The 15383-nt window shown below is 36.8% G+C and carries 11 protein-coding genes and 1 tRNA gene; 6 read left to right on the forward strand and 6 right to left on the reverse strand.

Features of this window, described 5'->3' with window-relative positions; translation table 11 throughout:
* The first annotated feature begins 376 nt into the window (after positions 1-376).
* Complete coding sequence (gene adhE, locus PMI_RS07195) at positions 377-3040, forward strand: bifunctional acetaldehyde-CoA/alcohol dehydrogenase (RefSeq protein ID WP_004243246.1); 2664 nt, start codon at positions 377-379, stop codon at positions 3038-3040.
* Positions 3041-4216: 1176 nt separating this feature from the next.
* On the opposite strand, the gene PMI_RS07200 is transcribed toward adhE, so the two are convergent.
* A complete protein-coding gene (locus PMI_RS07200) occupies positions 4217-4813 on the reverse strand; it encodes a thymidine kinase (RefSeq protein ID WP_004243248.1) in 597 nt (198 codons plus the stop codon).
* 509 nt (positions 4814-5322) lie between these two features.
* Between PMI_RS07200 and hns the strand changes: the two genes are divergently transcribed.
* Positions 5323-5727 (forward strand): histone-like nucleoid-structuring protein H-NS, encoded by a 405-nt coding sequence (hns, locus tag PMI_RS07205; RefSeq protein ID WP_004243249.1) that lies wholly within the window; start codon positions 5323-5325, stop codon positions 5725-5727.
* A gap of 229 nt (positions 5728-5956) precedes the next feature.
* On the opposite strand, the gene PMI_RS07210 is transcribed toward hns, so the two are convergent.
* From PMI_RS07210 to rssB, 3 genes are all read right to left on the reverse strand, one after another.
* On the reverse strand, positions 5957-6964 hold the full coding sequence (locus PMI_RS07210) for an NAD-dependent epimerase (protein ID WP_012368012.1): 1008 nt from the start codon (positions 6962-6964) through the stop codon (positions 5957-5959).
* 255 nt (positions 6965-7219) lie between these two features.
* Complete coding sequence (gene galU / locus PMI_RS07215; RefSeq protein ID WP_004243251.1) at positions 7220-8125, reverse strand: UTP--glucose-1-phosphate uridylyltransferase GalU; 906 nt, start codon at positions 8123-8125, stop codon at positions 7220-7222.
* Between the two features lie 181 nt (positions 8126-8306).
* The gene (gene rssB, locus PMI_RS07220; protein WP_012368013.1) at positions 8307-9326 is read right to left on the reverse strand and encodes a two-component system response regulator RssB; all 1020 of its coding nucleotides are present in this window, start codon (positions 9324-9326) and stop codon (positions 8307-8309) included.
* Positions 9327-9448: 122 nt separating this feature from the next.
* On the opposite strand from rssB, the gene PMI_RS07225 reads away from it, so the two are divergent.
* The 3 genes from PMI_RS07225 to PMI_RS07235 all read left to right on the forward strand — a co-directional run bounded on the left by PMI_RS07225 (position 9449) and on the right by PMI_RS07235 (position 11188).
* On the forward strand, positions 9449-9940 hold the full coding sequence (locus PMI_RS07225; protein ID WP_004243253.1) for a YchJ family protein: 492 nt from the start codon (positions 9449-9451) through the stop codon (positions 9938-9940).
* A gap of 38 nt (positions 9941-9978) precedes the next feature.
* A complete protein-coding gene (gene purU, locus PMI_RS07230) occupies positions 9979-10827 on the forward strand; it encodes a formyltetrahydrofolate deformylase (RefSeq protein WP_004243254.1) in 849 nt (282 codons plus the stop codon).
* Between the two features lie 276 nt (positions 10828-11103).
* Positions 11104-11188, forward strand: a tRNA-Tyr gene (locus tag PMI_RS07235).
* Between the two features lie 24 nt (positions 11189-11212).
* On the opposite strand, the gene PMI_RS07240 is transcribed toward PMI_RS07235, so the two are convergent.
* Positions 11213-12076: a helix-turn-helix domain-containing protein gene (locus tag PMI_RS07240; protein ID WP_012368015.1), complete on the reverse strand. Its 864-nt coding sequence runs from the start codon at positions 12074-12076 to the stop codon at positions 11213-11215.
* Between the two features lie 443 nt (positions 12077-12519).
* Here PMI_RS07240 and xthA point away from each other — a divergent pair, with 443 nt between their 5' ends.
* On the forward strand, positions 12520-13326 hold the full coding sequence (xthA, locus tag PMI_RS07245; RefSeq protein ID WP_004248228.1) for an exodeoxyribonuclease III: 807 nt from the start codon (positions 12520-12522) through the stop codon (positions 13324-13326).
* Between the two features lie 89 nt (positions 13327-13415).
* Here xthA and PMI_RS07250 read toward each other — a convergent pair whose 3' ends face one another.
* Complete coding sequence (locus PMI_RS07250) at positions 13416-15383, reverse strand: DNA topoisomerase III (protein WP_004250914.1); 1968 nt, start codon at positions 15381-15383, stop codon at positions 13416-13418.

The following is a 15383-nucleotide window of genomic DNA, read 5'->3' on the forward strand; positions in this document are numbered from 1 at the left end:
TAAACAACCATAACTCCAGTGATTTAATTTTATATCCTAGAGAGTCTTACAACAAAAAAATAGTCCATTTATTTTTGTAATTAATTATCATTACCATTTAAACACTTGCTGAAAGGTGTCAGCTTGCTATTATTGTGATGTAGATCACTTTAATTAATTAGAAAGATGATAAGCTGTCATCATTCAGAAAAAGGAGATCTTTTTAAAATATATTTGTATTTGTTATTGTTTTTTCTTAGCTTTTTAAGCAAATTAGAGCTTCTAATAATAATGACTTAAATAAGTATAGAAATTTTGATTTGAGCTATTCTTATTTAGTGATGATTTTACCGGCTAATTTGCTTAAAAAGTTTAACATTTTATCAGGAGTCTCTTTATGTCTGTAACTAACGTTACTGAACTCAATGATCTGGTTGCTCGTGTAAAAAAAGCTCAGCTTGAATTTGCTAACTTTTCTCAAGAAAAAGTTGACGCAATTTTTCGTGCTGCTGCATTAGCTGCCGCTGACGCCCGTATTCCTCTTGCAAAATTAGCTGTTGAAGAGTCTGGCATGGGTATCGTTGAAGATAAAGTGATCAAAAACCACTTTGCTTCAGAATATATCTACAATGCGTATAAGGACGAAAAAACCTGCGGTATTTTGTCTGAAGATTTAACCTACGGTACTATCACTATTGCTGAACCTATCGGTATTATCTGTGGTATCGTGCCAACAACTAACCCTACTTCTACCGCTATTTTTAAAGCATTAATCAGCTTAAAAACACGCAACGGTATTATTTTCTCTCCTCATCCACGGGCGAAATTAGCCACAAACCGTGCGGCTGAAATTGTGTTAAACGCTGCAATCGCCGCGGGTGCACCAAAAGATATTATCGGCTGGATCGATGAACCTTCAGTGGCATTATCCAATGCATTAATGCACCATGATGATATTAACCTGATCTTAGCAACAGGTGGCCCAGGAATGGTAAAAGCCGCTTACAGTTCAGGTAAACCTGCTATCGGTGTTGGTGCGGGTAATACTCCTGTTGTTATTGATGACTCAGCAGACATTAAACGTGCAGTTGCTTCTATTTTGATGTCAAAAACCTTTGATAATGGGGTTATTTGTGCTTCAGAGCAATCTGTTATCGTCGTAGACAGTATCTATAAACAAGTTCGTGAACGTTTCGCCACTCACGGCGGCTACATGTTAACCGGTAAAGAGTTAAAAGCTGTTCAAGATATTATCTTAAAAGATGGTAACTTGAATGCGGCCATCGTTGGTCAACCGGCAGTGAAAATCGCAGAAATGGCCGGTATTGAAGTGCCTGTTAACACTAAGATTTTAATTGGTGAAGTTAAAGAAACTACTGATGCAGAACCTTTTGCTCACGAAAAACTATCGCCTCTGTTAGCAATGTACCATGCACAAAACTTTGAAGATGCGGTACATAAAGCAGAAAAATTAGTTGAAATGGGCGGTATTGGTCATACTTCTTGTTTATATACCGATCAAGACAACTGTCCTGAACATGTTGCCTACTTTGGCGACAAAATGAAAACGTCCCGTATTTTAATCAATACACCGGCATCACAAGGGGGTATTGGTGACTTATACAACTTTAAACTCGCTCCTTCTCTCACTTTAGGCTGTGGCTCATGGGGTGGTAACTCCATTTCTGAGAACGTAGGGCCAAAACACCTTATCAACACTAAAACCGTGGCGAAAAGAGCAGAAAATATGTTGTGGCACAAACTTCCTAAATCAATTTATTTCCGCCGTGGTTGCTTACCTATTGCACTGGAAGAGATTGCAACTGATGGTAAAAAACGCGCATTTATCGTTACAGACAGTTTCTTATTCAACAACGGTTACGTTGATGAAGTGACCAATGTACTGAAAAAATTTGGTGTTGAAACGGAAGTTTTCTTTGAAGTTGAAGCAGATCCCACATTAAGTGTCGTACGCAAAGGTGCAGAGCAGATGAACAGCTTTAAACCTGATGTGATCATCGCATTAGGTGGCGGTTCACCAATGGATGCGGCTAAGATTATGTGGGTAATGTATGAACACCCAGAAACACACTTCGAAGAATTAGCATTACGCTTTATGGATATCCGTAAACGTATTTATAAATTCCCGAAAATGGGTGTGAAGGCTCAAATGGTAGCAATTACCACAACATCAGGTACAGGCTCTGAAGTTACACCATTTGCTGTTGTGACTGATGATGAAACAGGCCAAAAATATCCATTAGCAGACTACGCATTAACGCCAGATATGGCGATTGTAGATGCCAATCTGGTGATGAATATGCCAAAATCACTCTGTGCTTTTGGTGGTTTAGATGCGGTGACTCACGCATTAGAAGCTTATGTTTCTGTATTAGCCAATGAGTATTCTGATGGTCAGGCACTGCAAGCTCTGAAATTGCTGAAAGAATATCTGCCAGCAAGCTATCATGAAGGTGCTAAAAATCCGGTTGCTCGTGAGCGTGTCCACAATGCAGCCACCATCGCAGGTATTGCATTTGCTAACGCCTTCTTAGGGGTTTGTCACTCAATGGCGCATAAATTAGGCTCTGAATTCCATATTCCTCATGGTCTTGCCAATGCGTTATTAATTTCTAACGTTATTCGTTATAACGCGAATGATAACCCAACAAAACAGACTGCATTTAGCCAATATGACCGTCCACAAGCACGTCGTCGTTATGCTGAAATTGCTGATCACTTAGAACTGTCTGCTCCTGGTGATCGCACAGCCGCTAAGATTGAAAAACTGTTAGCTTGGTTAGAAGAGATGAAATCTTCATTAGGTATCCCTGCTTCTATCCGTGAGGCGGGCGTACAAGAAAGTGATTTCTTAGCGAAAGTGGATAAATTATCAGAAGATGCGTTTGATGATCAGTGTACCGGTGCTAACCCACGTTATCCGCTGATCTCTGAGTTAAAACAACTGTTATTAGATTCTTACTACGGTCGCGAATTTAACGAGCACCCTGTTGCTGAGGTAAAAGAAGCGAAGCCTGCGAAAAAAAGCAGTAAGAAATAATAGCGCTATCTCTGTATTAACAGATTAGCCTTCAATCTTCGATGATTGCTTTACTATAAAACCAGCCACAAGGCTGGTTTTATTTTGTCTATCAATGGATAACAATAATGTTCTAATCCCCTTATCTCTCAATTTATTTTTCTTCCTTGTATTTAATATGACGTCCAGCAAGATAGATGAGAGAGCCGCCTTGTGATTATCACTTTTAGGTATACGTTGCTAAAACAGCACCAATCGCCCTCTCCCTCATTTTTATCAACATCCATCTCTTTATTCAGCTTAACCGTGATTAAGCGCTTAACGTGCTTTACAGCGCCTTGATATCTGATTACCTAGAAATGAAAACGCTAAAATTTCTCATTGAGTTAAACCACACGACACAATTATTCTTATGATAAGGTTTATCACACAAAAATGAGAGTTGAGCAAAAGTAGGCACTATTAATGTAATAAAATGAGGTGCTTATTTTTTAATAAGCACTTTTTACCGCAACACCATAAAAAAGAGAAATATCAAAAGATTTTGATCTATCGAAGAAAGGAATAAACTTATAAAAATAAAATTTCAATAAAATATTATCGAACTCACTTTTGCTTATTAAGCAGTATATAACATTCAAAGTAGGGGCTATTTGTATATTTTTTATCTAATAAATACTACTTTAGTGGTAATTCACATGTTTATATTTGGTCTATTAAGCACAGTTTCCTCTTTTTTACTCATAACCAATATGAATATTTAGATATAAACATTTCACCTGAGCCATTAAATGGTTGAAATATTTTTTCACTCACAAGCATTTTTTCTCTTCTTTATTCAGTTTTATTAAACTATAAATAATGGCGAAGTATCAAATGTCATCATCTTAGAACATTTGTAAAAATCAATATCTACATCACAAAACAAAGAACCTACGTATATCTGATTACCTTTTTATTGATTAAAGATAATGAAACGGAGAAAACGAATAAATGTTTCTAGAAAAAAACTAACATTTTTTTACATTATTGATGCTATTTTCAGTTATGAATTATAAAATACAGTAAATATAAAACGTAACTTCTAAAAATAGATAACCTTTTTTTAGTATAACAAGAGATAACATTTATTTAGACGATTATATTTCCCCCCCTCTATTCCCGCACCAATTAACAATAGAGAAGAGGAATTTTGCATTATAACTGTTCAATTCGTCCTTTTAACGTAGCCTCTGTATAATGTTTGCGGCACACTGAAACATATTTTTCATTACCACCTATTTCCACTTGTGCGCCGTCTGAAAGTACTTTCCCATTTGCCGCTAAGCGTAATACTTTATTTGCTTTACGCCCGCAGTAACAAACTGTTTTAAGCTCAACGAGCTTGTCAGCCCATGCAAGCAAATAAGCACTACCAGTAAATAATTCACCTCTAAAATCCGTTCTTAAGCCATAGGTTAAAACGGGTATATCATAACTATCGGTAATTTCACAAAGTTGCTCTACATGTGCTTTAGTCAAAAATTGGCATTCATCAATCAAAACACAATGAATAGGCTCTTTATTATTTTCAGCTAAAATAGCATCACGAATATTCATATCATCACTGAAAAGCAATGCATCAGCACTTAACCCTATCCTTGAGGTTACTTTTCCCTTGGCAAAACGTGTGTCTATCGCTGCCGTAAAAATCAAAGTTCGCATTCCTCGCTCATTATAGTTATAAGAAGACTGCAATAAAGATGTTGATTTTCCGGCATTCATAGCTGAATAATAAAAGTAAAGCTGAGCCATCAGCTCTCTCCTTAAATAGTGTGTATTATCGCGGGAAGCAGTTTAACATAAACAAACGAGAAGTTATCAACGACAACTATTTATAGCCTTTATTTCTATAAAAGATATAGCGAAAAAAGCGCAGGATCACTGATGAGGCAAATTTTTTGTTTAAAAAATAAATAGCCTTAATAGGTACTTAACATATTAACCCCGCCTTTGATATACAGTTATTAAACTATGAAAGTTACTCTAAGCGCATTTTTAGAAAAAAATCCGTTATTATAAAAAAGTAGACAACGTTTTCTATTCTTTTACATTAGCGCTATCACCAGTTAAAAGATGTATATCATTACTAATATTTCCTTTATTGGCGAAAGATGCCCCAACTTTTAATATTTTTTTGTAAAGATATTCGTTTTAAAAAAAGAAAATTTACGTTTGGTTTGTATTTAGCTATTGCAGAATTTTAAATAGCAATCTATTATTAGTATTACATCAGCCAACAACATTTATTTGAGACCAGGAAAATGAGCGAATCTTTAAAAATATTAAATAACATCCGTACTCTTCGTGCACAGGCAAGAGAAACTTCTTTAGAAACTTTAGAAGAAATGCTTGAGAAACTTGAAGTCGTTGTTAATGAACGCCGCGAAGAAGAACAAGCAATGCAAGCTGAAATTGAAGAACGTCAGCAAAAATTACAAAAATACCGTGAGCTATTAATTGCCGATGGTATTGATCCAACTGACCTGCTTGAAGCTGCTGGCGCAAGCAAAACTGGTCGTGCTAAACGTGCAGCACGTCCTGCTAAATATTCATACGTTGATGATAATGGTGAAACTAAAACTTGGACAGGCCAAGGCCGTACACCAGCTGTAATCAAACGTGCAATTGAAGAAGAAGGCAAATCTTTAGAAGATTTCCTCATCTAATTTAATGCATACTCTATTTAAAATACCCTTTTAAAAATTAAAAGGGTATTTTTCTTGTTTAGTCATTTTTATTAAACGAGCGTTTAACTTTAATAGGCTGATGAAGCTTTTAAATAAAAAGGGCTTTACAAATATAGTGAATGTATTGATAAAATTAATTAGTTAATTTTATAATAAAAAAGGAGCTTTAAGGCTCCTTTTTGTCTTGTGCATTATATCTATGCTCTGATTATTGCTGGTAATAATCTACATACCAATCCACAAACTGCTTCACACCATACTCTACTGCAGTGTTGGGTGAAAAACCTGTTGTCTGAGCTAAATCGCTACAATCAGCACAGGTTGAAAGTACATCACCATCTTGCATCGGCATTAAGTTCAATTTAGCTTTAATATTGAGTGATTTTTCTATTGCTGTAATAAAATCCATTAACTTTGTAGGCTGTCCATTACCCACATTATATATTTTATAAGGTGCAGAACTTGATGAAGTTTCCCCCTGCTCTACGGTCCAATTTGGGTTGGGTTGAGGAATAATATTAATTAAACGTACCACAGAACTGACAATATCATCGACATAAGTGAAATCACGGGTCATATTTCCGCCATTATAAACATCGATAGGCTCACCCGCTAACATAGCTTTAGTAAATTTAAATAGTGCCATATCAGGACGCCCCCAAGGACCATATACGGTAAAAAATCGCAGTCCTGTTGTGGGTAGCTGATATAAATGAGAATAGCTATGAGACATTAATTCGTTGGCTTTTTTCGTCGCAGCATAAAGTGACACCGGATGATCAACACTATCTTCTGTAGAGAAAGGTTGCTTTTGATTTAAACCATATACCGAGCTTGATGACGAATAAATCAAATGCCCAACGTTATGATGGCGACAACCTTCTAATATATTAATATGGCCTACAATATTAGCATCGATATATGCCATTGGGTTTTCAATTGAATAACGAACGCCAGGCTGAGCCGCCAAGTGAATAACTCGATCAAAACGGTGATCAGCAAATAATTGCGCAATACTCACTGAATCTGTAATATCAATTTTATCAAATTGGAAGTTATCCAACTGATTAAGTTTAGCTAATCGTGCTTCTTTTAAGCGCACATCATAATAATCATTGAGATTATCTATCCCGACAACATGATAACCCATTTCTATCAAACGCTGGCTTAAATGGTAGCCAATAAATCCTGCTGCACCTGTTACTAATATTTTCATATTATACTCAAATAACCCAATTAATTGATTTCTGCGCTAAACGCTATCATGCTTAATATCACCTCAATTAACATCATAACGCTTAACCTAGTCAATGCCGATATATATATCAATATTAGCACTGTAATTTATCATCTTTTATAGCGGTACTTTTAAGCTTTAAGCCATAAATAAATGCCGCACCACATTATAAAATTAAAATGACAGTGCGACACTATTAACAAGATAAATCGTTAAATTTTGTTACTCAACACATTAAGCTTGCAGTGATTTTATCCATTTCGTGAACTCTTCGCCAAACTCTTCGTGCTGTAAACCATATTCAACAAAAGCTTTCATATAACCTAATTTATTACCACAATCGTGGCTTTTCCCTTGTAGGTGATAAGCTTCTACAGGCTCTTTTTCAATTAACATTGCAATCGCGTCAGTTAATTGAATTTCATCCCCTGCTCCTGGTGCCGTTTTGGCTAATAAAGGCCAAATGTTTTCAGACAACACATAACGACCAACAATAGATAAATTTGAAGGTGCTTCTTCTTTCTTCGGTTTTTCTACCACACGAGTAATGGGTTTACTGTCGCCAGGCTGTAAATGTTCTCCCATGCAGTCAACAATCCCGTAGTTAGATACTTCCTCTTCAGGAACAGGCTCTACTAAAATTTGACTTGCGCCAGATTGTTCAAAATGAGAAAGCATCTCTTTTAAATTAACCTTAGTCAGATCAGCACTATATCGGTCTAAAATAACATCCGGCAAGATAACAGCGAAAGGCTCATCACCCACCAAAGGTTTTGCACATAAAATGGCATGGCCTAACCCTTTTGCTATTCCTTGGCGAGTTTGCATAATAGTAACGTGACTTGGACAAATACCTTGTACTTCTTCCAACAACTGACGTTTAACTCGTTTTTCTAAAATAGCTTCTAATTCAAAACTGGTATCAAAATGGTTTTCAATAGAATTTTTTGAAGAGTGTGTAACTAGCACAATTTCATTGATGCCAGCTGCAATACATTCATTAACAACATATTGAATTAAAGGTTTATCAACAACAGGTAGCATCTCTTTTGGGATAGCCTTGGTGGCAGGCAACATTCTTGTTCCTAGCCCTGCAACAGGGATCACCGCTTTTCTTACTTTACGCACCACTGATGACATTACTCTTCTCCTACAAATTAAGTACCATGATATTCCTATGATGTTATGGTACATATAAAAAAATAATCGCCAGAGTATACCAGCTAATATCTACGGATAAACAGAGCATCATCGCTTAATTGAGATTGTTCTTCATTTATGTTTAATATATGTGCAATAACAGATTTTATTTAATCTAAATTTAACGTTTATGTATAGGTGAGAACATTAAATTAATTTTATGGTGCTGATTCCAAATTTTACATTGCCAATCTATTCCCACACACTTTATTTGGTTAATATATAAAGAGTGTAGTGTTCCTAAAGGTATACCACTATTTAAAACATATTTTTTATTCTCTGTTTTTATTTCAGCTCGTAGTCCTGCTGACGCTAATAATATATTTTTTTCCTTGGTGTGGTAATAACCTAAAATCAGCGGGAATGATCCTCTCACCCCCATATCCTCAAGCATTTTATTGATTTTATTCAATATGTTATACATACTAGGTAAGAAGCGTCTTTTCTCAGTAGCTTTTAGGAAACGATTAAAAACCACCCTTAAAAGCAGCGCAACGAGTAACCCATTTTCTTCATCATTAGAGACGTCAACACAGTAAAAAATGATTTGATCTTTTGATAAAGTCGCTATATCAAATAACAACCCCATTTGGGATGCATCATTTAATTGACGATAATTAACATTATATCCTGCGACAATTTGTTTAACTTGCGGTTGCATCTGTTTAACAAAGGATTGAATATAATGAGGCTGTTCTCGTAAGTTATTCCAAAGAGGTCCAAGTTGTCCCCTTGCAATTAATTCAGACTCAAAAAAACCTGGACATAATACTTCAATGACCTTCTGTTTTAACTTAGCTAAATTAGTTACGGGCTTAAGAAAAACGTCCTGAGCGCCAAAGCGCAACATATCATCAATTTCAGCCATGTTGTCAGTACATGAAATAGCAATAACAGGGAAAGACCAATGACGCTGCTCTAGATGACATAAAAAAGTCGGCCCATTCATAACAGGCATTCTGATATCACATAAAATAAGATCAGGTCTTAGTCCCTCTTCAAGTAACAACAATGCTTGGCTACCATTGTCAGTCGCATAAACGCAAGCCTTTTCGTGTGAAAAATACTCAGTGAGCATTGTGCGAAATACAACCTCATCATCAATAATGAGAATTTTTTTACCGACTAAGGCTTTATTCATTAGTAATACCCATAACTATCATTTCACTTGCGGTTTATTTAGCGTTACATTATTAGTTTAGTTCAACATTGACGTTTATTATTCCTAATCGCTATTTTTCTGATGGGGATCGTCGTATAAAAATGGATCAGGACATTACCTTGTCAAATTTATGCCCCTGCAATAGCCAATTGCCTTATAGTGAGTGCTGTGAGCCTTACTTATTAGGGACAAAAAATGCCCCTACAGCTCAAGCGTTAATGCGCTCTCGCTATAGTGCTTTTGTGACTCATAATGCAGATCACCTAATCAAAACATGGCACCCTTCGTGTCGTACACCTTCTTTACGGGATGAGTTAATCGCCACGTTTCCCAATACACAATGGCTAGGGTTACATATTATATCGGCACAAGAAAACCCTCGTGATAACGAAGCCTTTGTTGAATTCTCAGCTTGCTTTATTGAAATAAATGCTGATGATAAGCAGTATCTACATGAACGCTCTCGTTTTCTAAAAATAGACGACTGCTGGTTTTATATTGATGGTGTACAGCCTAAAGTAGGACGAAACGATCCCTGTCCTTGTGGCTCAGGCCGTAAATACAAAAAATGTTGTGAACACAACAGAAAATAATTGCAAACACAGAAGTAAATTAAAGGATTTATCCATACATGCAACACCAAAATACTCAAAAGAAAATACTACGTACTATTTGTCCAGATGCGAAAGGGCTTATCGCAAAAATTACTAATATTTGTTATAAACATCAGCTCAATATTGTTCAAAATAATGAGTTTGTTGATCATCGCACTGGACGCTTTTTTATGCGCACTGAGCTAGAAGGTATTTTTAATGATGAAACCTTTTTAGCCGATTTAGATGATGCACTTCCACAAGGCTCACAGCGAGAGCTTAATACTGCCGGTCGCCGCCGTATCGTCATTATGGTCACTAAAGAAGCCCATTGTATTGGTGACCTCTTAATGAAAAGCGCTTTTGGTGATCTGGATGTTGAAATTGCAGCAGTTATTGGTAATCACGACACGCTAAAACACCTTGTTGAGCAATTTGGGATCCCTTTCCATCTCATTAGTCATGAAGGGTTAACCCGTGATCAGCATGATGAAAAACTGATAGCACAAATTGACCAATACAAACCTGATTATGTGGTATTAGCTAAATATATGCGTGTATTAACCCCCGCATTTGTACAACATTACCCAAATCAAATTATTAATATTCATCACTCTTTCTTACCGGCATTTATTGGCGCCCGCCCATATCATCAAGCCTATGAACGTGGTGTAAAAATTATTGGCGCCACAGCTCACTATGTAAATGATAATTTAGATGAAGGCCCTATTATTACTCAAAATGTAATAAACGTAGACCACACTTTTTCAGCAGAAGATATGATGCGCGCAGGACGGGATGTAGAAAAAAACGTACTAAGCCACGCCCTCTATTGGGTGCTCTCGCAACGTGTTTTTGTCTATGGCAACAGAACAATTATTTTGTAGGCTTACCCGTTTTAAATTAGTGTAACTACGACACAAGCCTAAAGTAACAAGAGCCTGGGATAGTTATTTTATCACAGGCTCTTTTTATTTTTTGTTACACATCCAAGTCAATCACTATAGCTTTCTATCTAAAATCAATACGATATAGCACAACAGTTAAGCAAAGCGGATATTTTTAAAGCAGTTGATCGCTTTTTCTTAAAATAGCACTTTACACATCTCAGGTATTTGGTATTATTGCGCCCGCTGTCACGGACAGCAAGACAATTTAATGTTGGTGGGATACCCAAGCGGCCAAAGGGAGCAGACTGTAAATCTGCCGTCACAGACTTCGAAGGTTCGAATCCTTCTCCCACCACCATCTTCAATACTCTTCACTATTTTTTCATTCCAATTCTTTTATTAAATCAACAAACCTGTTCAATATACTCGAGTGATATTTAGATTTATAGATATAACAATTATAAATCAGCTCCGTTTGTGTTAAAGGTATAAAGCACAGTTGCTTTTCATCCTCACTTTTAATCGGGTTTTCATCAGTAAATAATAGCGAATGGTGAGTTTGAATAAAGTTTAAACAACAATTTAAATCATCCATCAATCTAATACTGACAGGTTTACCCTGATCCGCTATTTCATTTTCTAATTTCTTTATTTTTGCTGTTTTATATAAAGCGGGATCACATAACCAAATATTTTCTTTTAGCAATGTATTGATATTCTCTTGTGCTTTTTGTGCTAAGATTTGTTGGCAACATATTCCTAGATATTTATTTTTAACTTGATGTATTAAGCTAAACTTTTCACTAATAATTTTATCTGAGCTTAAGATTAACGTGTTTCCATCATAATCTGGTATCTCTTCAAAATTATCTTTCGAAAATCTCATCATATTTATATGTGAACAATTCTTATTGGCTGCTTGATAGAGTGCTGTTAAATATTGACTTTTACCCCAATCATAATAAACATGAATGCTATTATTAATAATGCCCGATGTGTGTTTTTTTGTTATCTCTTTTTCTTGCAGATAAAGTGATTTTAAATCATTATAGAGTTCTAACCCTTCTTGCGTTAAACTCATACCAAACTTTTCCCGCTTAAACAAGCGCTTCCCTAGCACGGCTTCAAAATCTTTGATTGATTTCGCTACAGGTGGTGTCGTTCGGTTCATCACACGAGCAGCTTTACTTAAGGATCCATTTTCAACGACGGCCATAAAGGCCTCTAATTTACGAGAAAAAAACATAATCCACCATTCCTTTGCTGTGTTAAACAAAACAATTAAATTAATTTTATTAATATAAATAAAACACATATTAACTGAAAGAAATCCATGCGAAATAAATATTATTTTTAATTATCTTTACCTCCTATAAATATAATTTATAATTCAATTGATATTTTTATTCTGTCATTTTGCTTTACATATAAAAAATGATAATACTTATATTCTTCTATCAAAGAATAGTTTATGTTTCTACTTTATTTAATTAATATTTTTTGTTAGGCATAAACTTATTAATATTATTAGTTGCCATACATTTTGCTATTTGGCTACGATTTATCTATATCACGCGATTATATCTCGATGACAGGTATTAACATTGGCATGTAACCGACTTACATTTATTTCATTATCCTGTTAGTATAAGTTATCCTATTATTCAATCTATAAATGGTTATAGTCACATGAAATTTGTCTCATTCAATATTAATGGATTACGTGCTCGCCCTCATCAGCTCGAAGCCATTGTAGAAAAACACCAACCCGATGTTATTGGACTGCAAGAAACAAAAGTTCATGATGATATGTTTCCATTAGAAACTGTCAGTGCCTTGGGCTACCACGTTTTTTATCATGGACAGAAAGGCCATTATGGTGTGGCTTTGTTAACTAAGGCGAAACCTGTCGCGGTACGTAAAGGATTCCCTGGTGATGGTGAAGAAGCTCAGCGTCGTATGATCATGGCGGACATTGAAACCCCCGCTGGATTATTAACGGTAATGAATGGTTATTTCCCTCAAGGTGAAAGTCGTGATCATGAGACAAAATTCCCTGCTAAAGCAAAATTCTATGCTGATCTACAGCAGTATCTGACCACCAGCTTAACGCCTTCCTCTCCCGTACTGATTATGGGGGATTTAAATATTAGCCCAACCGATAAAGATATCGGTATCGGCGAAAATAATATGAAACGTTGGCTAAAAATGGGTAAATGTTCATTTTTACCGGAAGAGCGAGAGTGGTTAGCAACGCTTATGGGTTGGGGATTAACCGATACTTACCGCGCCCAACATCCTGAAGTCGAAGACCAATTTTCTTGGTTTGATTATCGCTCAAAAGGCTTTGATGATAACCGAGGCTTACGTATCGATTTACTGCTAGCAAGTCGTTGCTTAGCAGATAATTGTATTTCAACCGGCATTGACTACGATATTCGTGCGATGGAAAAACCTTCCGATCACGCACCTGTTTGGGCCGAGTTTAAGCTTTAATTCCCTCTCCCCCCTTATTGATAAACCCCACTTTAAATAGATTAAAAGTGGGGTTTATTTATATATTAGTTAGCGTCTTACACAATCAACTAAGCATCACTCTTTATATTGCGATTCGTAGATTGAGACTGCGCTGAACGACTTTTCCCTTGTGCACTTTTTTTCGTCGCACCTTTACGTTTTTTATTCTGCGCAGGCGCAGGCAGGTTTCTAAACGCTTGAATATTAGGACGACGTTTAGCTTGAGTAATTAATTCAAATAGTGTGTTACTTAATGGCATCATAAAATCTTGATACTTAAATTGCTTCTCACTAATTTGCGTTAATATTGATTCCCAATGAGCGGTCATATCGGGTAATGTCGCCATATCTGGCAAAACATGAATTAATGCTCTTCCTGCTGGTGTCGAGTTGATAGCTCGCCCTTTCTTTTGCAGAAAGCCGCGTTTAAACAGTAATTCAATAATACCAGCCCTAGTCGCTTCAGTACCTAGCCCATCCGTCGCTCTTAGGATTTTCTTTAGCTCTTTGTCTTGCACAAAACGTGCAATACCGGTCATAGCCGAAAGTAGCGTAGCATCTGTAAAAGGTCTTGGTGGTTGGGTCTGCTTGGCAACAATTTCGCCTTTTTCACAAAGTAACTCATCACCTTTAGCCACAATAGGTAAGGCGCTACCATCATTTTCCGCATCTTGCTCTTTACTACCTAATAAGGTACGCCAGCCGGCTTGTGCTAAAAATCGTGCCTTAGCAATAAACTTTCCATTCTCAATATCGAGTTCAATCACACATTTGCGGTACACCGCATCTGGCATAAATTGCATTAGATATTGTCGGGCAATCAAATAGTAAATATTCTTTTCATTTTCACTTAATGAAATATTACCTGTTTTCGCAGTAGGAATAATGGCATGGTGCGCATCTACTTTCTTGTCATCCCAGCAACGGTTCTTTTTATCAATATCTAATGTTTCTTGTGGTAAAAGACTATTATCATGCACACTAATGGCATTCATCACCGCATGACGCCCAGCAAAGTGTTCATCAGGGAGATAGCGACTATCGGAGCGTGGATAAGTAATAAGTTTATGCGTTTCATATAAGCGTTGACATGTGTCTAACACTTGTTGAGCGCTTAAACCAAAGCGTTTCGCCGCTTCAATTTGTAAAGCAGATAATGAAAAAGGCAAAGGTGCTATTTCAGACTCTTGTTTATCTTGATAATCGGTAACATTAGCAGGCTTGCCAGCTATTCTATCAACAACATGCTCTGCTAATTTGCGATGTAATAAACGCCCTTCTTCATCTTGCCAAGGCTCGCAGTGTTCACTCGGCTGCCAAATAGCGGTAAATCGCTCATCTGCAGGAGTAACGATATGCGCTTTGACTTCAAAAAAATCTTTCGGTACAAAGTTTTCAATTTCTTCATCACGGCGTACGACTAAACCTAGCACCGGGGTTTGTACTCGCCCAACAGAGAGTACGCCTTGGTAACCATTGCGCTGTCCTAATAACGTGTAAGCGCGTGTCATGTTAATGCCATATAGCCAATCCGCCCTCGCTCTTGCTAAGGCAGAAACACATAATGGAATAAATTCATGATTGTAGCGGAGCTTATCAATTGCTCGAGATACCGCGGCGGGGTTTAAATCGTTAATCAGGCAGCGGCGTGCCTGTTTCCTTTGAGCATCACTAATATTAAGGTAATTAAGTACTTCATCTACTAACAGTTGCCCTTCGCGATCGGGGTCTCCTGCGTGGATCACTTCATCGGCTTGTTTTAGTAATGTGTTGATCGTATCTAGCTGTTTTTTCACATCAGCGCGCGGTTTGAGTTGCCATTTATTCGGAATAATGGGCAAATCATCTAACGACCAACGCGCATAGCGCGGATCATATGCATCCGGCTCAGCCTGCTCAAGTAAATGACCAACACACCACGTCACATACTGGTTATCACCACAAACAATAAAACCATCACCACGTTTATGCGGTTTTGGTAATACATCAGCAATAGCTCGAGCAAGGCTGGGTTTTTCTGCAATAAATAATCTCAT

This window comes from Proteus mirabilis HI4320, assembly GCF_000069965.1.
Lineage (GTDB): Bacteria > Pseudomonadota > Gammaproteobacteria > Enterobacterales > Enterobacteriaceae > Proteus > Proteus mirabilis.